This is a genomic window from Streptomyces sp. NPDC030296 (genome assembly GCF_055572815.1).
In genome coordinates, this window is sequence record NZ_JBVICQ010000003.1 from 622,305 (window position 1) to 641,150 (window position 18,846).

General features: G+C 71.1%; 16 protein-coding genes and 1 tRNA gene. 12 read left to right on the forward strand and 5 right to left on the reverse strand.

Features of this window, described 5'->3' with window-relative positions:
- The first annotated feature begins 45 nt into the window (after window positions 1–45).
- The gene (locus ACZ4Z3_RS10795) at window positions 46–255 is read left to right on the forward strand and encodes a hypothetical protein (protein ID WP_468500632.1); all 210 of its coding nucleotides are present in this window, start codon (window positions 46–48) and stop codon (window positions 253–255) included.
- 52 nt (window positions 256–307) lie between these two features.
- Here ACZ4Z3_RS10795 and ACZ4Z3_RS10800 read toward each other — a convergent pair whose 3' ends face one another.
- Both ACZ4Z3_RS10800 and ACZ4Z3_RS10805 read right to left on the reverse strand, forming a co-directional pair.
- The gene (locus ACZ4Z3_RS10800; protein ID WP_468500633.1) at window positions 308–1,660 is read right to left on the reverse strand and encodes an ABC1 kinase family protein; all 1,353 of its coding nucleotides are present in this window, start codon (window positions 1,658–1,660) and stop codon (window positions 308–310) included.
- Window positions 1,653–2,918: a TOMM precursor leader peptide-binding protein gene (locus ACZ4Z3_RS10805; protein ID WP_468500838.1), complete on the reverse strand. Its 1,266-nt coding sequence runs from the start codon at window positions 2,916–2,918 to the stop codon at window positions 1,653–1,655. Before ACZ4Z3_RS10805 ends, ACZ4Z3_RS10800 begins: the two co-directional genes overlap by 8 nt.
- 219 nt (window positions 2,919–3,137) lie before the next feature.
- Between ACZ4Z3_RS10805 and ACZ4Z3_RS10810 the strand changes: the two genes are divergently transcribed.
- The 4 genes from ACZ4Z3_RS10810 (at window position 3,138) to ACZ4Z3_RS10825 (ending at window position 7,032) form a co-directional block, all read left to right on the forward strand.
- Window positions 3,138–3,734 carry a M48 metallopeptidase family protein gene (locus ACZ4Z3_RS10810; protein WP_468500634.1) on the forward strand — a complete coding sequence of 199 codons (597 nt, stop codon included), beginning with the start codon at window positions 3,138–3,140 and terminating at the stop codon, window positions 3,732–3,734.
- A 209-nt stretch (window positions 3,735–3,943) separates the two neighbouring features.
- A complete protein-coding gene (locus ACZ4Z3_RS10815) occupies window positions 3,944–5,566 on the forward strand; it encodes a TerD family protein (protein WP_468500635.1) in 1,623 nt (540 codons plus the stop codon).
- An 8-nt stretch (window positions 5,567–5,574) separates the two neighbouring features.
- Complete coding sequence (locus ACZ4Z3_RS10820) at window positions 5,575–6,252, forward strand: AIM24 family protein (protein ID WP_468500636.1); 678 nt, start codon at window positions 5,575–5,577, stop codon at window positions 6,250–6,252.
- Between the two features lie 27 nt (window positions 6,253–6,279).
- On the forward strand, window positions 6,280–7,032 hold the full coding sequence (locus ACZ4Z3_RS10825; RefSeq protein WP_055539783.1) for an AIM24 family protein: 753 nt from the start codon (window positions 6,280–6,282) through the stop codon (window positions 7,030–7,032).
- A gap of 100 nt (window positions 7,033–7,132) precedes the next feature.
- Here ACZ4Z3_RS10825 and ACZ4Z3_RS10830 read toward each other — a convergent pair whose 3' ends face one another.
- Both ACZ4Z3_RS10830 and ACZ4Z3_RS10835 read right to left on the reverse strand, forming a co-directional pair.
- Window positions 7,133–7,654, reverse strand: a complete 522-nt coding sequence (locus ACZ4Z3_RS10830) for an NUDIX hydrolase (protein WP_468500637.1) — start codon at window positions 7,652–7,654, stop codon at window positions 7,133–7,135.
- Window positions 7,651–9,105 carry a zinc-dependent metalloprotease gene (locus ACZ4Z3_RS10835; protein WP_468500638.1) on the reverse strand — a complete coding sequence of 485 codons (1,455 nt, stop codon included), beginning with the start codon at window positions 9,103–9,105 and terminating at the stop codon, window positions 7,651–7,653. Before ACZ4Z3_RS10835 ends, ACZ4Z3_RS10830 begins: the two co-directional genes overlap by 4 nt.
- A 189-nt stretch (window positions 9,106–9,294) precedes the next feature.
- Between ACZ4Z3_RS10835 and ACZ4Z3_RS10840 the strand changes: the two genes are divergently transcribed.
- The 4 genes from ACZ4Z3_RS10840 (at window position 9,295) to ACZ4Z3_RS10855 (ending at window position 12,572) form a co-directional block, all read left to right on the forward strand.
- Window positions 9,295–10,407, forward strand: a complete 1,113-nt coding sequence (locus ACZ4Z3_RS10840) for an SDR family oxidoreductase (protein WP_468500639.1) — start codon at window positions 9,295–9,297, stop codon at window positions 10,405–10,407.
- Window positions 10,408–10,546: 139 nt separating this feature from the next.
- Window positions 10,547–11,008, forward strand: a complete 462-nt coding sequence (locus ACZ4Z3_RS10845; protein WP_055539787.1) for a molybdenum cofactor biosynthesis protein MoaE — start codon at window positions 10,547–10,549, stop codon at window positions 11,006–11,008.
- A 222-nt stretch (window positions 11,009–11,230) separates the two neighbouring features.
- Window positions 11,231–11,356 carry a hypothetical protein gene (locus ACZ4Z3_RS10850; protein ID WP_468500640.1) on the forward strand — a complete coding sequence of 42 codons (126 nt, stop codon included), beginning with the start codon at window positions 11,231–11,233 and terminating at the stop codon, window positions 11,354–11,356.
- Window positions 11,357–11,474: 118 nt separating this feature from the next.
- The gene (locus tag ACZ4Z3_RS10855) at window positions 11,475–12,572 is read left to right on the forward strand and encodes a YlbL family protein (protein ID WP_468500641.1); all 1,098 of its coding nucleotides are present in this window, start codon (window positions 11,475–11,477) and stop codon (window positions 12,570–12,572) included.
- An 89-nt stretch (window positions 12,573–12,661) separates the two neighbouring features.
- Here the strand turns inward: ACZ4Z3_RS10855 and ACZ4Z3_RS10860 are convergent, their stop codons facing one another.
- Entirely contained in the window at window positions 12,662–13,204 is a 543-nt protein-coding gene (locus tag ACZ4Z3_RS10860; RefSeq protein ID WP_468500642.1) for a PPA1309 family protein, read from the reverse strand.
- 164 nt (window positions 13,205–13,368) lie between these two features.
- Between ACZ4Z3_RS10860 and ACZ4Z3_RS10865 the strand changes: the two genes are divergently transcribed.
- The 3 genes from ACZ4Z3_RS10865 to ACZ4Z3_RS10875 all read left to right on the forward strand — a co-directional run bounded on the left by ACZ4Z3_RS10865 (window position 13,369) and on the right by ACZ4Z3_RS10875 (window position 18,799).
- Window positions 13,369–16,338, forward strand: coding sequence for a UPF0182 family membrane protein (locus ACZ4Z3_RS10865; RefSeq protein ID WP_468500839.1), 2,970 nt, complete (start codon window positions 13,369–13,371; stop codon window positions 16,336–16,338).
- Window positions 16,339–16,382: 44 nt separating this feature from the next.
- A tRNA-Met gene (locus ACZ4Z3_RS10870) sits at window positions 16,383–16,456 on the forward strand.
- A gap of 171 nt (window positions 16,457–16,627) precedes the next feature.
- Window positions 16,628–18,799: a tetratricopeptide repeat protein gene (locus tag ACZ4Z3_RS10875; protein WP_468500643.1), complete on the forward strand. Its 2,172-nt coding sequence runs from the start codon at window positions 16,628–16,630 to the stop codon at window positions 18,797–18,799.
- Window positions 18,800–18,846 lie beyond the last annotated feature (47 nt).

The following is an 18,846-nucleotide window of genomic DNA, read 5'->3' on the forward strand; positions in this document are numbered from 1 at the left end:
GCGTTGCGCCCGCGGATCCGCCCGGCACGGAGTTATCGTCGCCCGGTGACGAGTCTTTCCGGGGGCAACAACGACAGCGGCGCCGCCGCGACACCGCAGACCCTCGTGTGCGCCCGCTGCGGGGCCACCACCGCGGCTCCCCACTCCTTGTGGACCTGTTCCGTGGAGAACGGCCGACGGCACTACTTCTGCGAGACCTGCGCCCGGGAGAACCTTCGCGCGATCGAGGGACGCCTGGACTCGGCCTGGTGGTGAACCGAACCCGGCCCGCCGGACCCGTGATGGTCGGCCGGTGGTCGGCTCACGCTCACGCTCCCGGGGCCGACTCCGGCTCCGCGTCCGTCATGAAGCCCGGCAGCCACTCCTCCAGCTCGTCGCGCATACGGACCGTCGCACCCAGCTGACACAGCACACCGATGGTGCTCAGGGTGACCCGGTGGATGAGCAGATAGGACGGCGGCAGGTTCAGCTGTTTGCCCAGTTGGTGGGCGGGGGAGCGCGGGTCGGCTATACGGGCGGCCTGGCTGCGCATCCAGCCTCGGGCGAAGGTGAACTCGTCGGCCCGGGCCGGCTCGATGATGGGCAGCAGATAGTCGAGGACCGCGTCCGGGTCCAGGTCGATCGATTCCTTGACGAAGCCCTCCGCGCACAACATCTCGTAAACGGCCTCCGCCTCGCCCTCGATGGTCAGACGCAGGGCGTCGCCGATCGGGGTGGGCAGGCCGCCCGGCAGCCGGTCCACCGTGCCGAAGTCGAGGACACCGAGGCGCCAGCCGACCTTCTCGTCCGGCAGAAGGCGGAAGTTCCCGGGGTGCGGGTCGGCGTGCAGGAGACCGGTGCGGGCCGGGCCCGAGAAGAGGAAGCGGGTCAGCAGCTGACCGGCTCGGTCACGCTGCTCCTGGGAACCGTCGGTGATCACTTCCGAGAGGGGCGTGCCGTCCATCCACTCGGTCACGAGGACCTGGTCGCACTGGTGCACCACGGCCGGGACCACGACATCCGGGTCGTCGGCGAACTCCTCCGCGTGCGCCTGCTGGGCCTGCGCCTCCAGACCGTAGTCGAGCTCCTCGGAGACCCTGTCCCGTAGCTCCGCGATGAGGGGCTTGATGTCCATCCCCGGAATCAGCGGGCCCAGAAGACGGGCGAACCGGCTGAGCTGCCCGAGGTCGGAGAGGAGGGCCTCGCCCGCGCCCGGATACTGCACCTTGACCGCGACCGCGCGGCCGTCGTGCCACACCGCGCGGTGGACCTGCCCGATCGAGGCCGCAGCGGCCGGCTTGTCCTCGAATTCGAGGAACAGCTCCTGCCAGTCCTCGCCGATCCGCTCCCGCAGCACGGAGTGCACCGTGCGGGTCGGCATCGGCGGAGCCGCGTCCTGGAGCTTCGTGAGCGCGGCGCGGTAGGGGCCCGCGACCTCCTCGGGGAGCGCCGACTCGAAGACGGACAGGGCCTGCCCGAACTTCATGGCGCCGCCCTTCAGCTCGCCCAGGACCTTGAACAGCTGCTCCGCGGTGCGCTGTTGCAGCTCACGGCCCACGAGCTCCGCCGACTCGCCGACGATCCGCTTGCCGAGGCCCCAGGTGGCCCGACCTGCGAAGCCGAGCGGGAGCGCGGCGAGCTTGGCGGTCCGGGTGACCGCCTTCCGGGGAAGATCAGACATGCGCCCTCCAAGTCCCAGCCGGCCGTGCCGCGTACGCCTTGCGGGACAACCTCGTTGACCGCTGATGCCTCGCCATTGTCTCGCGCCGTTCCCCGTCTTTTGGGGTGTGTTCCCCGTTACCTTTCTCGCTCGGTCCATTCTGCGCCGCCCCACAGGGACAATCGGGATGCGACCAGACCGGGCGCGAGTGCCAGTCGAGCCCTGGTAGAGAGGCCTCCCAGCGGGCACCCGCGCTGGACGGTGTCTGTCCGCCGAGGAAGGACAGCGCGTGACCCGCCGCCAGTGCCGCGACGGTGGTGGCGAGCGTCACGTCACAGGCCTCGACCTGGCGGGGGCGGCCGGAGCGCCACTGCGCGACCAACCGCGGCCAGCTCTCGTCGCGGTCCGCGCGCCCCTGCTCCAGGCAGCCCGCGCAGCCCGTCTCGCCGGGCAGAACCAGAGGGCCCACGACAGCGGTGCCCTCCACGACGCCGGCGTACAGATGAGGTGTCCCGGAGGCGATGAGCGGCTCGGCTGCGGTGGGACTGGGGGCCTGGACGTCGACGGGGTCGCGTGGCGCGAGGATCACCAGGGAGAAGCCGGGCTCGTCGCGGAGGCGGTTCGACGGCATGTCCTCGGAGGGGTCCGCGGGGGGCCGGGTTCCGCCGCGGCGCCGAGGCGGTCGGCCGGGGGCCGCGTGGCGAGCGGCCCGGCGCGCCGCGACGTCCCGGCGCTCACCGATCGACTCGACGGGCAGACCGCCCGGCGCCACATCCCACGGCTCCACCCGCCCGACGTCCCGCACGTCGACCTCGCCGACCCCCGCTCCCGACAGCAGGGAGGCAAGCATGGCGCCCACCCGGCCCGCGCCCCGTACCTGCACTCTCTGTGAGCGACGGGCGGCCAGGTTCCGCATGGCGTCGCCCGGGGCGGGGGTGATCAGGGAGAGCGTGGCGACGTCGGGCCGCAGCCGGTCCAGGACCTCGGGCTTGCTCCGCAGGGCGTCCGCCGCCGGGCCGCCGCCGGTGGCGTCGTCCAGCAGGCCGGACGCGGCCAGCCGCTCCACCATCCCGTCCACATGACCGTCGGGCAGGCCCATGGAACGTCCCTCCTCGCGCAGCAGCGGCAGCCCGCGCGTCCCGTCGAGGAGGTCGAGGAAACCGCCCGTAGTCGTGTCCATCGGCCCCAGGACCATGGCGTGCGCCGGTGCGAGTCCGAACTGCACGGTGTTGAGATCCCGCCAACCGCGCCGGAGCGCGGGCTTCACCATCGGATGCATGATCGGCCCCCGTAGCCAGAAGAAGATCCCCATGATGTCGACGGGGCGAGTGCCCGGTCCGCCGACGAGTGCCAGCATGCACGGACCGCGACGACGCGTGTCGAGAGTTGTCCACAGGCGACGCCGTTCGTCGTACAAATCAGGCGCTCGGAGTGCGGATCGATATCGAACCGTCCCGGAGGCGGGACTTCCCCCGTGTGCAGCGGGTAACGTCGGGGCGTGCCCGCCGACCCACTGCACCGCGCCGGAAAACCACAGCGCAGCACGACGAGCCAGCCGCCAAGCGGCTCGGGGGCGAGCGCGATCGAGGTCCGCAGGAGCGCGCGACGGCGCAGAACGGTCTCCGCGTACCGAGAGGGCGATCGCACCGTCGTACTGATCCCCGCCCGGATGTCCGAGGCGGAGGAGCAACGCTGGGTGACCGTCATGCTCGACAAGCTGGCCGCGCAGGAAAACAAACGGCTCCTCGGCGACACCGAGCTGGCCGAGCGCGCCGCCCGTCTGTCGGACCAGTACTTCGGTGGGCGCGCGCGGCCCGCCTCGGTCCGTTGGGTCACCAACCAGAACACCCGCTGGGGCTCCTGCACCCCCGCAGAGGGCAGCATCCGGCTGTCGCACCGCCTGCAGGGCATGCCCGAGTACGTCGTCGACTACGTCCTCCTCCATGAGCTCGCACATCTTCTCGTGCCCGGTCACGGGCCACGATTCTGGCGGCTTCTGGAGGCGTACCCGCGCACGGAGCGCGCTCGCGGATACCTCGAAGGGGTGGTCGCCGCCGACCGGCTGCCGCATCTCTCCGCCTCCGACGACGAATGACGCCGCGCGCACGGGGTGCGAGCGCGTGACGTGACGCGTGACGTGAAGTGCACTCCACGCGCGCGTGGGCGATTCCCGGCAGGGTGGCTCGAAGACGCGCTTTTGTACCGGGTCTGTACCAGCCTCGTACGGTCTCGGACTTTGCGGTTAGCCTGGCGCGACGCACTCGCAGGCGCACTCACTTTCGGGATGGGGGACGGTCGTTACGCATGGCCAGGGAATTCCAACGCGGCCACAAGGCCAAGATCAGTGACCTCACCGCGGGTACAGATCTATACGTAGGTGTACAGATCTCCGCCCCCGGACTGACCTTCGACATCAGCTGCTTCGGGCTGGACGCCGACGAACGTCTCTCGGACGACCGCTATTTCGTCTTCTTCAACCAGCCGAAGACCCCCGAGGAAGCCATCCAGCTCCTGGGCTCCCAGGCGGGCGACACGGAGTCCTTCCGGGTCACGCTCGACAAGATCCCGCCACAGATCCAGAAGCTGTCGTTCACGGCGACGATCGACGGCAATGGCCAGATGTCGCAGATCTCCCCCGGCTACCTGCGCATCGTCGCGGGCGGCGAGGAGGTGGCCCGGTACCCGTTCGACGGCTCGGAGTTCTCCACCGAGCGCGCCGTGATGCTGGGCGACTTCTACCTGAAGGACGTCTGGCGGTTCGCGGCCGTCGGCCAGGGCTTCGACGGCGGTCTGGACGCGCTGCTGAAGAACTTCGGCGGCGAGGTCGCCGAGGAGGAGCCGGCCGCCCCGCCTCAGCAGCCGCAGGCGGACGCCGCCCCCGGCTTCGCCCCGCCCGCGTTCGGCGCCCCCGCCGCCCCTGCCCCGGCACCGGCTCCGGCACCGGCTCCCTCCCAGGCCTACGCGCCCCCGGCGCCCTCCCCGTCCGTGCACGCCGCTCCGACCATCGCCGCGCCGCTGCACACGCCCCCCGGTGGCACCGTCCCGCCCCCGGCCGCACCGCCGGCCGGACCCTTCACACCGCCCGGCGCACCGCCCCAGGGCGGACCGTTCTCCCCTCCGGGCGCCCCGCCCCAGGGCGGGCCGTTCACACCGCCGCCCGGCGCGGCACCGCAGGGCGGCCCCTTCACGCCTCCGGGCGCCCCCGGGGCCTTCCCGGGACAGGGACAGCCGTTCGGCGGCGGGACGCAGCTCGCCCCCGTGCCGCCGGAGGCCGGACTCCGCGTCGTGCTGTCGAAGTACTCCGAGGCACCCGTCGGCGACCGCTGGACCGAGCAGAACCCGCAGTTGGTGCGGGCCACCCTCACCAAGGGCGCCAACATCCTCGCCAAGCAGGGCAGCATGGTCGCCTACCAGGGCGACATCGACTTCGCCCACAAGGGTTCCGGCCTGCTCGGCAAGTTGACGGGCCAGCTCACCGGGCAGGGCATGGCCCTGATGCGGTGCTCCGGCGACGGCGAGGTGTTCCTCGCCGACGAGGGCAGCAGGCTCTTCGTCATCCGCCTCCAGAATGAGCAGCTCTACACCAGCGCGCGCGGCGTCCTCGCCTTCGACGAGGCGCTGGACACCGAGATCCGCCGTATCGAGGGTGCCGGTCTGCCAGGCGGCGGCCTGTTCAGCATGCTCTTCTCCGGCACCGGAGCGGTCGTCGTCAAGACACGCGGCGTCCCCGTCGTCCTGCCCGTCGGTCCGGCCACCTACGTCGACGGCAACGCCGTCATCGCCTGGTCCGCCGGTGCGCAGGCCGTCACCACGACCTCGCTGAGGCTGCGCCGCTCCGGGTACGCCCGGCAGACCCAGGAGGCGATCAACCTCCAGTTCCGCGGTGCCCCCGGCAACTTCGTCGTCGTCCAGCCCTTCGAGGTGTGAGGCAGAGCATGGACCTCCAGACACTCCACGCGCACCGCTCCGCGGCCACCGGCGTCCGGATGAGCGTGCACAGCTCCAAGACGCTCAAGGTCACCATGGTCACCGGCCAGGACCTCCTGGCCAAGGCCGGCTCGATGATCGCCTACGACGGGTTCGTGCAGTTCGACGCGGCTCCCGCCTCGCTGCGCCGCAGCGCGGAGGAGATGGTCACCGGAGAGGGCGGCAAGCTGATGCTCTGCCGCGGCGACGGCGACCTCTACCTCGCCGACTACGGCGGTGACGTCCTCATCGTCCACCTGAACAACGAGGCGCTGTCCGTCAACGGCCCCACCCTGCTGGCCTGCGACGCCTCCCTCCAGCTGACCATCGAACCGGTCAAGGGCCTCGCCAAGCTCTCCGGGTCCGGACTGACCAACCTGGTCATCCGGGGCACCGGATGGGTCGCCCTGGTCAGCAGGGGCGTGCCGATCTCACTCGACTGCGCCGAACGGGAGACGTACGTCGACCCGGACGCGCTGATCGCCTGGACCGACGGCCTCGACATGAAGGCCCGCCGCACCATCAAGGCCGGAGCGCTCATCGGCCGGGGCAGCGGGGAGGCCTTCCAGATCGGGTTCAAGGGGCAGGGCTTCGTGGTCGTCCAGCCCAGCGAGGACACCGGTGACCGTTTCAAGGTCCGTGGCTGACCGGGGCCGAGAGGAGAACAGCACACCATGCACAGCACACTCTTCGCGCACATCCCGGTGGAGCACACCGAGCGCTACACGCTGCAGAACCCGCAGCTGCTGAAGACGGACGTCACCATCGGCAGCAGCCCCGTCCTGGCTCGCCAGGGCGCCATGGTCGCCTTCGAGGGGCAGGTCGAGTTCGACAGCCAGTACCGCAACCGCAGCTGGCGCAACGCCGAGCGGATGACCGGTGAGCGCCTGGAACTGATGCGCTGCAAGGGCAACGGGATCGTGTATCTCGCCAACTTCGCGCAGTATCTGCACATCATGGACGTCGGCCGCGGCATCACCGTGGACTCCTCCTCCGTCCTGGCGTTCGACGGCTCCCTGAACGTCGGCATCGTCGCCGTGGACAGCGCCGTCGAGGTCGCCTCGGCGGGGGCGTACAACCTGGAGCTGTCCGGCGGCGGCAAGGTCGTCCTGATGACCTCGGGCGAGCCGCTGGCGCTCGAGGTGACGCCCGAGAAGAACATCTGCGTCGACTCCGACGCCGTCATCGCCTGGTCCACATCGCTGCGCACCCAGCTGCAGGCGCCGACCTCGACGTCCGCCGTGTGGCGCCGCCGGGGCTCCACGGGTGAGGGCTGGGAGATGCACTTCTCCGGCAGCGGACACGTCCTGGTGCAGCCGAGCGAGCTGCTGCCGCCGCAGCACGTCCGCACCTCCGGGGTGCTCGGCCAGTTCGGCATGGGCGCGGGCGGTCTGAGCGGGAACAACCTCGGTGGAAGCCGCGCCTGATCCCGGCGGGGCAGTACGGACACGCGCATGAGTAAGGGGCGTCCGCCAATGGCGGACGCCCCTTACGGCGTTCGTCTCCCGGTGAGGGACCGGCGCGCGGTCACAGCCGCGCCCGTGTCGCCTCCAGCAGTCGTACGACAGACTCGTCCGCCACGTCCGCCACCTCGGCGTACGGGAACCAGCGCACGTCGAGGGACTCGTCGCTGACCAGGTGCTCGGCGTCCGGCGGGGCAAGCACCGCGTACTGGACGTCGTAGTGCCAGTGGCACGGCGCCGGGATCGGGTGGCGGTCCAGACGCACCGGCCCGCCCGGGAGCAGGGTCAACCCGGTGACACCGGACTCCTCCGTCGCCTCCCGCAGCGCGGCGGCCGCGAGGGTGGTGTCCTCGGGCTCGCAGTGGCCCCCCATCTGGAGCCACATGCGCAGCTTCCTGTGGAGCGTCAGCAGGACCCGCCCCCGCTCGGGGTCGATCACCAGCCCGCTCGCCGTGATGTGCCCGGCGCCGCAGGCCTTCCAGATGCCGTCCGGGTGCTCGGACAGATGATCGAGGTAGGCCTGGCGCAGCTCCGGCTGGTCCTCGTAGCCCTTCAGTACGAGGACCGCGTCGTCGTGCAGGCTCACTCGGTGTCGTCGTCCTTCTTCTTCGGATCGGGCTGCTCATCGGACTTCTTCAGGTCCGGCTGCTCGGTGGACCGGGACCCGGACCCGGACGCGGCCTCGCCGAGCATCTTGTCCAGCTCCGAGAAGTCCAGTTGCTCGCGGTGGACGAAGCCGTCGGGGTCGTCCAGATCGGAGGCGTTGGGCAGCATGTCCGGGTGGGCCCACAGGGCGTCCCGGCCGTCGACGCCGCGCGCGTCGGTGAGGGAGGCCCACAGCCGGGACGCGTCGCGCAGTCGGCGGGGACGCAGCTCCAGCCCGATCAGCGTGGCGAACGTCTGCTCGGCCGGGCCACCGGTGGCGCGGCGGCGGCGCAGGGTCTCGCGCAGCGCGTCGGCGGAGGACAGGCGCGGCTTCGCGGCGGTGTGCACCACGGCGTCGACCCAGCCCTCCACCAGCGCCAGCGCCGTCTCCAGTCGCGCCAGGGCGGCCTTCTGCTCCGGGGTGTCCTCCGGCTGGAACATGCCCTGCTGGAGCGCCTGCTGCAGCTCCTCGGGGTTCTGCGGGTCGAACTGGCCGACCACGTCCTCCAGCTTGGCCGTGTCGACCTTGATCCCGCGCGCGTAGCCCTCGACCGCGCCGAACAGATGCGAGCGCAGCCACGGCACATGGGCGAAGAGCCGCTGGTGGGCGGCCTCGCGCAGCGCCAGGTAGAGCCGCACCTCGTCCTGGCCGATGCCCAGGTCCTTGCCGAACGCCTCCACGTTGACCGGGAGGAGGGCGGCCTTGCCTGCCGGGCCGAGGGGCAGGCCGACGTCCGTCGAGCCGACGACCTCGCCCGCGAGCACGCCCACGGCCTGGCCGATCTGCTGGCCGAACATGGCGCCGCCCATCGACTTCATCATGCCGATCAGCGGGCCCGCCATGGCCTGCATCTCCTCCGGCAGGATGTCGCCCATGGCGCCGCCGACGCGCTCGGCCACCGGGTCGACGAGCTCCTTCCAGGCGGGCAGGGTCGCCTCCACCCACTCCGCGCGGCTCCACGCCACGGCGGATCCGGCACCGGACGGCAGGGACGTCGCGTCGTCGAGCCACAGGTCGGCCAGGCGGACGGCCTCCTGGACGGCGGTGCGCTCGGCGGGGCCGACACTGGAGTCCTTGGTGCCGTCGGCGGTGCCCTGGGCGACCGTCTGGCGGGCGATCTGCTTGGCCATGTCCCAGTTCACCGGGCCACCCTCGTACGAGAGCATCTGGCCCAGCTGCTGGAAGGCGGCGCCCAGGTCGGTGGGGTTCATGGAACCGAACATCGCGGCGAACGGATTGTCGGCGCCGGGGCCCCCGGCCCCGGGGAACCCGAAACCGAACGGGTTGGCCGGGCCCTGACCACCACCGCTCTGCTGGTCCTTCTTCTTGCCCTCGTCGCCGTCGTCCGGCTCCTCCGGCGGAAGGCCGAATCCGAATGGGGTGTCACTCACGGGATTCCTCGGCTGATAGGGCCGTCGGCTCCACCGACGGCACGGCTGCCCGAACACCACCCAGCCTAGACACCGTGGCGGGTTCGGGCCTCGGTGCTCCGCCGACCGATGGCCTGCGGCAGGATGGATGCCACCTGGTACGTACGCGTCACCCGCGTTCGTACTGAAGACAACCGCTGGAGACGCCCGGTGAGTTCCCCAGATCCGCAGGTTCGCGCAGCGCGAAACCCCTCAACCAGCTCCGCCCTGCGCGGACCCGTCGTCGCGGTCACCGGCGCCGCGTCCGGGGTGGGCGCGCTGCTCACCGAGCGGCTCGCCGAGTCCGACGAGGTCCGGCAGGTCATCGCGATCGACGAGCGGCGGGGGGAGTGCGCGGCCGCCCAGTGGCACATCCTGGACGTGCGGGACCCGGCGATCGCCGACAAGCTGCGCGGCGCGGACGTGGTGGTGCACCTCGCGGTCGACCTCGACCTGGGCACCGACCCGGCGGCCCGCAGCGCGTACAACGTGCGGGGCACGCAGACCGTCCTCACGGCGGCCGCCGCGGCCGGCGTGCACCGGGTCGTGCTGTGCACCTCGGCCATGGTCTACGGCGCGCTGCCCGACAACGAGCTGCCGCTCTCCGAGGACGCCGAGCTGCGGGCGACCGCGGAGGCCACCGGGGTCGGCGACCTGCTGGAGATCGAGCGCCTCGCACGCCGGGCGCCGCGCGCCCACCCGGGCCTCAATGTCACCGTCGTCCGGCCCGCCGTCCTCGTCGGGGGTACCGACACCGCGCTGACCAGGTACTTCGAGTCGCCTCGACTGCTGGTGGTGGCCGGATCGCGGCCGGCCTGGCAGTTCTGCCATGTCGAGGACCTGTGCGGGGCGCTGGAGTACGCCGTCCTGGAGAAGGTCGACGGGGAGCTGGCCGTCGGGTGCGAGGGCTGGCTGGAGCAGGAGGAGGTCGAGGAGCTCAGCGGGATCCGGCGCATGGAACTGCCGTCCGCGGTGGCCCTGGGGGCCGCGGCCCGGCTGCACCGCATCGGGCTCACCCCGTCGCCGGCCGGGGACCTGGCCTACACGATGTACCCCTGGGTCGTCAGCGGCAGCCGGCTGCACGAGGCCGGGTGGCGGCCGCGGTGGACGAACGAGGAAGTGCTCGCCGAACTGCTGGAGGAGGTGTCCGGGCGGCACACGGTGGCCGGACGCCGGCTCGGGCGGAAGGACGCGACGGCGGCGGGTGCCGCGGGCGCCACGGTCGCGCTGCTGGGTACGGCGGCGCTGGTACGACGGGCCCGGAAGGCTCGACGCAGACTGTGACGGGGCGCCCGGCGGGACGCCGGGACGAGGGTGCGACCGGCACGAGGATGCGCGCCCTGTGGGACGGGACGAGCACGCACGCGCGTGCCTGCTGATCCGACCATGTCGGGCCGGGGGGCGGGTGGGGCACGATGGAGGTATGGCAGCGATGAACGATCATCCCGGTGAGCAGAGGGCAGAGGAGCCCATCAAGCTGATCGGTGTCCGGGAGACCGCGCTCTCCGTGGACGAGGTCTTCCGGGCCGTCGGGGACGACGCGGCCGGTGGGACCGCGCTGTTCGTGGGGACGGTGCGGAACCACGACGGCGGAGCCGATGTCGACGAGCTGGGCTATTCGTGCCATCCGACCGCCGAGGCGGAGATGCGGCGGATCGCGGAGAAGGTGGTCGCCGACTATCCCGTGCGGGCGCTCGCGGCCGTGCACCGGGTGGGAAGTCTGAAGGTAGGGGATCTCGCCGTGGTCGTCGCCGTGTCGTGCCCGCACCGTGGTGAGGCGTTCGAGGCGTGCCGCAAGCTCATCGACGACCTGAAGCACGAGGTGCCCATCTGGAAGCACCAGAAGTTCTCCGACGGCACGGAGGAGTGGGTCGGGGCCTGCTGAGCCCCTCCCCAGAGCGTCGACGGACCTGGGTCGGGGCCGGGGAACACCCGGGTGGCGTGACCGAGATGGGGCCATTCGCGTTCCGGTTGCGTAACCCGCCCCCCAGCGTGAGCGTTGACGAAGCGGACGGATAATCTGCTGATCAGTCAGTTGCGGTCATGTGAATCGGGTTGGGAGGTCGGCATGGCGGCGCTCGCCTGGTTGCTGATTCCACTTGTGGCTGTGATCGGTGCCGGACTGTGGGGCGGCTGGGCCAGCCGGAACCGCAAGAGCATCGAGGACGGCACCGAGCTCGCCGGCTACACACGGTTCCGTGAGGCCATGGAGAGGTCCCACACCGGCGGTTGACCCCTGCCCGCGCCCACGCGCGCCCCCGCCTGTCCGGTGCGCCGTCGCCCCCGCTCGTCGCCGCCCCGGACGGCAGCCCCGACAGTGCACTTACAGGCCTGTCCCGTACTGTCGTTCCATGCCACGCCGCACCGCGACGATGCTCGCCTCCACCCTGATGCTGATCGCGATCCTGTGCGCGGGAGTGCTCATCCCCGTGCCCTACTCGGAGATGTCGCCGGGGCCGACGGTGAACACGCTGGGCAAGCACGACGGCGAGCCGGTGCTGCAGATCTCGGGGCGCAAGACCTATCCGACGACCGGGCACCTGAACATGACCACGGTCCGGGTCACGAGCGCCGACTACAAGATGAACCTCGTCGAGGCCGTCTACGGCTGGCTGGCACACGACAACAAGGTCGTCCCGCACGACACGCTGTACCCGGACGGCAAGACCGAGGAGCAGTCCACCCAGGAGAACGCCGAGGAGTTCAGCCAGTCCCAGGAGAGCGCCAAGGTCGCCGCCCTGAAGCAGTTGGGCATCCCGGTGAAGTCCTGGGTGATCGTCTCCACCGTCGTCAAGGGCTCCCCGGCCGAGGGCGAACTGCACGCCGGTGACGTGATCAAGTCCGTCGACGGCACGCCGATCAAGGCCCCCGAGGACGTCGCGAAACAGGTCACCAAGCACAAACCGGGCGAGAACGTCGACTTCGTCATCGTGCCCGCCAAGGCGCAGGCCGCCGCCGAGAAGAAGAACACCACGGCGACCGAGACCCAGAAGATCACGATCACGACCGCCAAGTCCGACGACTCGGGCAAGGAGCGGGCGATCGTCGGGATCTCCGCAGGGACCGACCACACCTTCCCGTTCACCATCGACATCAAGCTCGCCGACGTCGGCGGCCCGAGCGCCGGTCTGATGTTCGCCCTCGGCATCTACGACAAGCTGACGCCGGGCAATCTGACCGGCGGAAAGTTCGTCGCCGGCACCGGCACGATCGACGACAACGGCAAGGTCGGCCCCATCGGCGGCATCGAGATGAAGACGGTCGGTGCGCGCGGCAAGGGCGCCCAGTACTTCCTGACGCCCAAGGACAACTGCGCCGCGGCCGCCAAGGACACCCCCGACGGACTCACCCTCGTCAAGGTCGACACCATCGAGGACGCCCTCGGCGCCCTGAGGGACATCCGCTCCGGAGACACCTCCGACCTGCCGAAGTGCACCACCAAGGGCTGAAGTGCACGCGCGCGTGGGGGCGCTCTGTCACCAGGGGGCGCCCCCGCCGCCGTAGGGCAGGGGTCCGCCGCGCGACGGCCTCCGAGTGATCAGTCCGCGAACGTCGCCGTCAGCGCCTCGGCCAGTCCCGGCACCAGTTCGGGGCCGGTGAGGACCTCGGTCGGGGAGTCCTTCTCGCGCAGGCGCAGCGCGGAGTCGCGGGAGCCGTCCCGCAGGACCGCGACCGTCATGCGGACCTCCTGACGCTCCGGGTGGGAGGCGACCCACTCGGTGAGCCGGGCCCCGTCGAGGTGGTCCGGGACGGACGCCTCGACGGACGGCGGCAGCATCAGCCGCTCCACGGTCAGCGCGCAGCCGACCACCGCGTCGGGCCAGGCGATCGTGCCGAGGAACTCGTCCAGCGCCTTGCCGCTGGGGATCTCGTCCTGCTCGATCGGGGTGAGGCCGCTGGTCTCGGACTCGTCCTCCAGACCGAGCTGCGCCGCGAGCGCGGGCTCCTGGGCCTTCAGGCGCGCGGTGTCTACGAGGGCGAAGAGGCGAGCGGGCTGGTCCCAGCCGAGGCCCGAGGCGTACTCGTCGATCTCGAGTACGGCCCGGGTGAGCGGGTTCGCTGCCATGGGAGTGTTGGACATGGTCACAATCCTGCCTCGTTCGTTACCCGAAGCGGGAACCGAGTAAAGCGTGAGTAAGTTGCAATAGGTGAGGCTCCTAGGACCAGGGGGCCCGCTGAAGGGTCCGTAGACGCGGCCCCGACATGTCGACAGCGATTTTCGAGGTGCACACCTTGGCTTTCCAGATGCCGGACCGCGGCGGAGGCCCGACGGGGCCGCGGATCAGAGTCGGCCGACCGTCCCGGCGTGTCCGGACCCTGCTCATGACGCTGGGCGTCCTTGCCGCGCTCGGCATGGCGTTCGTCATGTTCGCGGGGTTCTGGACGGACTGGCTCTGGTACCGGTCGGTGAACTACTCGTCCGTCTTCACCACCACGCTGTGGACGAAGATCGGGCTCTTCTTCGTCTTCGGTCTGCTGATGGCGGCCGCGGTCGGCTTCAACATCTGGCTGGCGCACCGGCTGCGCCCGCCGCTGAGTGCCATGTCGATGGAGCAGCAGAGCCTCGACCGGTACCGCATGGGCATCGCGCCCTACAAGAAGTGGCTGCTCCTCGGGATCACGGCCCTGGTCGGCCTGATCGCCGGCGCCTCCGCCTCCGGGCAGTGGCGTACGTGGCTGATGTGGGTCAACGGCGTGTCCTTCGGCCAGAAGGATCCCCAGTTCGACCTCGACGTCTCCTTCTACGCCTTCGACCTGCCCTGGTACCGCTTCCTGCTCGGCTTCGGCTTCGCCGCCGCCGTGCTCTCGGTGATCGCCGCCGCGCTCACCCACTACCTGTACGGCGGCCTCAGGGTCACCTCCCCGGGCGCGCGCGCCACGGCCGCGGCCACCGGGCACCTGTCGGTGCTCCTCGGCATCTTCGTCGCCCTGAAGGCCGTCGCCTACTGGCTCGACCGGTACGGCCTCGCGGTTAAGTCCAGCGACTTCAAGGCGACGGGCAACTGGACGGGCCTGAGGTACGTCGACGCGAACGCGTACCTGCCGGCCAAGACCATCCTGTTCTGCATCGCCGTGATCTGCGCGCTGCTGTTCTTCGCCACGATCTGGCGGCGCACCTGGCAGCTGCCCGTCATCGGCTTCGGTCTGATGGTGCTCTCCGCGATCCTCATCGGCGGGCTGTACCCGGCGATCGTGCAGAAGTTCCAGGTCCAGCCGAACGAGCAGGCCAAGGAGGCGCCGTACGTCGAGGAGAACCTGAAGGCGACCCGCCAGGCGTACGGGATCGACGGCACCACGGTCCAGGAGTACTCGGGCACGGGCGACACCACCGACAAGGCCAAGCTGCGCAAGGACGCCGACGGCGCCGCAAGCATCCGCCTGCTCGACCCGAACATCGTCTCCCCGACGTTCCAGCAGCTCCAGCAGATGAGGAACTACTACGCGTTCCCCACCAACCTGGACGTGGACCGGTACAGCGGTGAGGACGGCGCGGAGCAGGACACGGTCATCGGTCTGCGCGAGCTGAACCTCGCCGGCATCCCGAAGAACAACTGGATCAACGACCACTTCCGCTACACCCATGGCTACGGCGTCGTCGCCGCCAAGGGCACCGAGGCCACCTCCGGCGGCCGTCCGGTGTTCACGGAGTCCGACCTGCCGTCCAAGGGCACTCTGGGCGAGTACCAGCAGCGCATCTACTACGGCGAGAAGACCACCCAGTACTCCATCGTCGGCGGTCCCCAGAAGGAGATCGACTACTCCGACGACAGCGGTGAGAAGACCACCAGCTACAAGGGCGACAGCGGGGTCAACCTCTCGAACCCGATCAACCGGGCGGCGTACGCGGCTGCGTTCAGCGAGCCGCAGATCCTCTACTCGGGTGCCATCGGCGAGGGTTCGAGGATCCTGTACAACCGCACGCCCAAGGAGCGCGTCGAGGCGGTCGCCCCCTGGCTGACCATCGACGGCGACGCCTACCCGGCCGTCGTCGACGGGAAGATCCAGTGGATCGTCGACGCGTACACGACGACCAACGGCTACCCGTACGCCTCCCGCACCACCCTCGGCGACACGACGGCCGACTCGCTGACCGCCGACAACAGCCAGCGCGCGGTGGTGGCCCAGCAGAACCAGGTCAACTACATCCGCAACTCGGTGAAGGCGACCGTCGACGCGTACACCGGTGAGGTCAAGCTCTACCAGTGGGACACCAAGGACCCGGTCCTGAAGACCTGGATGAAGGCGTTCCCGGACACGGTGGAGCCGAAGACGGCGATCTCCAAGTCGCTGGAGGCCCATCTGCGGTACCCGCAGGACCTGTTCAAGGTCCAGCGTGAACTGCTCACCCGCTACCACGTGAAGGACGCGGAGACGTTCCTCAGCGGCAGCGAGGTGTGGCAGGTCCCGGACGACCCGACCAACACCTCGGGCAACGCGGTGCCGCCGTACTACCTGAGCATGAAGCTGCCGGGTCAGCAGGCGCAGGCGTTCTCGCTGACCACGACGCTCACGCCGAACGGCCGCGACAACCTGAGCGCCTTCGTGTCGGTCAACGCCGAGGCGGGGACACCGGACTACGGCAAGATCACGGTCCTGAAACTGCCGACGAGCGAACCGATCGACGGCCCCAAGCAGGTCCAGAGCCAGTTCAACTCCGAACAGGACATCGCCGAGACCATCAGCCTCCTCAAGAGAGGTGACTCACAGGTCGAGTACGGCAACCTCCTGACGGTTCCGCTCGACGGCGGACTGCTCTACGTGGAACCCGTCTACGTGCGAGGCGGCGGCCTCAAGTACCCGCTGCTGCGCAAGGTTCTCGTCACCTACGGCGGCAACACGGCCTTCGAGGACACCCTCGACGCCGCGCTCAACAAGGTGTTCGAGGCGGAGGGCCCGACGCCCGAGCCACCGAAGGACGACGGCGACGAAGGCACCGACGAGCCGCCGACGTCCGGCGACCCGACGGTCCAACAGGCGCTGCAGGACGCCCAGAAGGCGTTCGACGAGGGCCAGAAGGCCCTCAAGGACGGCGACTGGGAGGCGTACGGCCGCGCCCAGCAGGACCTCGAGGACGCGCTGAAGCGGGCCGAGGAGGCGCAGTCCAAGGCCGACGGGGCCGGTGGCACCGCAGGCAGCGAGAACAAGGACACGGACAAGGGCGACCAGGCCGACCAGGGCGACAAGAGCGCCGACGAGGGCACTGGGAGCGGGTGATTCAGGGCTCCACCCCGCGCCGTGATACGGTTGCAGAGCAACGGCGCGGGGTGGAGCAGCTCGGTAGCTCGCTGGGCTCATAACCCAGAGGTCGCAGGTTCAAATCCTGTCCCCGCTACTGAAGTTGAAGGCCCGGATCCTCCAAAGGATCCGGGCCTTCGACGTGTTGCCTGGGGACATGGGGCGATCTGTGTTTGACTTGTCGCTCTGTGGGCATGTCGACAAAACGCTGTAGTGACCTCAATGGCTGCGGTATACCAGGTGTACCCAGGTTGCAGGTGGTGCGACGATGGACGTTATGGGGGACAAGGCAACTCTGTGGGAGACAGGGCGGTTTGCGCAGTCCGTCGATGTTGCGCTGTCTGCCGACCTTGTGCTGCCCGCGGAGTCCGAGCCGTCGGGGGAGTCCGTCCTGACCACCGAGTCCGAGATCACCATCGGCCGTCCGCGTCCCGCGGGTGACTCCGCGCCGGCCGCGGACCCGGACGAGGCCGGGGAAGCCGTCGAGGAGGCGCGTCAGCGGCTCGCCGCCGAAGCCGGTGACTCCGAGGCCATGAGCGTCCTCGGAGCCATGCTGCTGCGCCGCGGTGACCTCGACGGGGCCGAGCCGTACCTGCGCGCCGCCACCGCCGCCGGGGACCGCGCGGCCGCCAACAACCTGGGCGTTCTGCTCCACCAGAGGGGATACCCCGACGAGGCCGCCGGATGGTGGCGGATCGCCGCCGTCGCCGGTTCCGCGGCCGCCGCCCACGCGCTCGGACGGCACCACCGTGAGCGCGGCGACGAGCCGGCCGCCGAGTACTGGCTGCGCCAGTCCGCGGAGCAGGGCCACGCGCTCGGCGCGTACGCCCTCGCCGACCTGCTGGAGCACCGCAGCGACGCCGCCTCCGAGAAGTGGATGCGCGTCGCCGCCGAACGCGGTCACCGCGAGGCCGCCTACCGCCTTGCCCGGACGCTCGACCATCGCGCCGAGCGCGAGGAGCGCGCGGCCGTCCGCGAGGGGCGCAGGATCGCCCGCGCCGCCCTGGAGATCGGCGGCGCGAGCCGCGAGGTCGTCCGGGATTCGCCTGACGCACGGGACGGACGGGCCGCTCGGGACATCAGGGACGCCAGGGAGGCAGCGCGGGACAGTCGCGACGGTGGACGGGGCGGTCGCGGTATCGCGGTCCGTGAAGGGCGGGACGGCGTACGCGAAGGGCGTTCCGCCGCGCGAGCGGGGGCGCCTGGGGCTGACAACGGTGTCGCACCGACCGCCGCCGAGGAGGCCGAGCAGTGGTACCGCCAGGCCGCCGCGCGCGGCCACCGGCGGGCCGCACTGCACCTCGGCGCGATCCTGGAGCGGCGCGGCGAGCTCAAGGAGGCCGGGCGCTGGTACCTGACCTCCGCCAAGGACGGCGAGCCCCGGGCCGCGTGCGCGCTCGGGTTCCTGCTGCGCGACGCGGGCGACACCGAGAGCGCGGCCGTGTGGTGGCTGCGGGCAGCCCAGGACGGCGACGGCAACGCCGCGAACGCCCTGGGGGCGCTGCACGCCGAGCGCGGCGAGACCCAGACCGCCGAGCGCTGGTACCGGGCCGCGATGGACGCCGGTGACGTGAACGGCGCGTACAACCTGGGACTGCTCTGCGCCGAGCAGGGGCGGACCGCGCAGGCCGAGCAGTGGTACCGGCAGGCCGCCTACGCCGGGCACCGGGAGGCGGCCAACGCGCTCGCCATCCTGCTGCTCCAGGTCGGCGACGCGGCCGGTGCCGAGCCGTGGTTCTCCAAGGCCGCGGAGGCCGGCAGCGTGGACGCCGCGTTCAACCTCGGGATCCTGCACGCCGGGCGGGGCGACGACGCGACCGCGCTCGTCTGGTACGAGCGGGCGGCCGCCGCCGGCCACACGGAGGCGGCGCTCCAGGTCGCCATCGCGCGGCTGCGGGAGGGGGACGAGCGGGCCGCCGAGCGGCATCTGCGGTGTGCGGCCGGTGGGGGCAGCGCGGAGGCCGCGTACCGGCTCGCCGCCGTGCTCGACGCGCGCAGGCCGCCCGCGCCCGCGCATGAGCTGGGGGAGCCGGTGCGCGAGAGGAACGAGTGCGAGGAGTGGTACGAGAGGGCCGCGTCGCAGGGGCACCGGCGGGCGCAGGTGCGCGTCGGGATGCTGGCCGCGGGGCGGGGCGACGTCGTCGAGGCGGCGCGGTGGTACCGCATCGCCGCCGAGGCCGGTTCGCGGAACGGCGCGTTCAACCTGGGTCTGCTGCTGGCGCGTGAGGGGAGTGAGCCGGAGGCCGCCGTGTGGTGGGCCCGGGCCGCCGACGCGGGGCACGGGCGGGCGGCGCTGCGGCTCGCCCTCGTCTACGCGCGTCGGGGTGAGCTGGTCGAAGGGAAGCGGTGGGCCGACCGTGCGGTGGCGCTCGGGCCGGCCGAGGTGACCGAGCGGGCGGCGCGGCTGCGGGACGCGTTGCGGCAGGAGTTGTCGGCGTAGGAGCGGGTGGCGCGGGCGGGGCCCGGGCGTACATCGGAAGGGTGTGA

Bases quoted from the DNA above. Each gene is read 5' to 3' on its own strand.
- ACZ4Z3_RS10800 (WP_468500633.1), bottom strand. From the start codon at position 1,660: ATGTCTGATCTTCCCCGGAAGGCGGTCACCCGGACCGCCAAGCTCGCC.
- ACZ4Z3_RS10805 (WP_468500838.1), bottom strand. From the start codon at position 2,918: ATGCATCCGATGGTGAAGCCCGCGCTCCGGCGCGGTTGGCGGGATCTC.
- ACZ4Z3_RS10815 (WP_468500635.1), top strand. From the start codon at position 3,944: ATGGCCAGGGAATTCCAACGCGGCCACAAGGCCAAGATCAGTGACCTC.
- ACZ4Z3_RS10820 (WP_468500636.1), top strand. From the start codon at position 5,575: ATGGACCTCCAGACACTCCACGCGCACCGCTCCGCGGCCACCGGCGTC.
- ACZ4Z3_RS10825 (WP_055539783.1), top strand. From the start codon at position 6,280: ATGCACAGCACACTCTTCGCGCACATCCCGGTGGAGCACACCGAGCGC.
- ACZ4Z3_RS10845 (WP_055539787.1), top strand. From the start codon at position 10,547: ATGGCAGCGATGAACGATCATCCCGGTGAGCAGAGGGCAGAGGAGCCC.
- ACZ4Z3_RS10855 (WP_468500641.1), top strand. From the start codon at position 11,475: ATGCCACGCCGCACCGCGACGATGCTCGCCTCCACCCTGATGCTGATC.
- ACZ4Z3_RS10860 (WP_468500642.1), bottom strand. From the start codon at position 13,204: ATGTCCAACACTCCCATGGCAGCGAACCCGCTCACCCGGGCCGTACTC.
- ACZ4Z3_RS10865 (WP_468500839.1), top strand. From the start codon at position 13,369: ATGCCGGACCGCGGCGGAGGCCCGACGGGGCCGCGGATCAGAGTCGGC.
- ACZ4Z3_RS10875 (WP_468500643.1), top strand. From the start codon at position 16,628: ATGGACGTTATGGGGGACAAGGCAACTCTGTGGGAGACAGGGCGGTTT.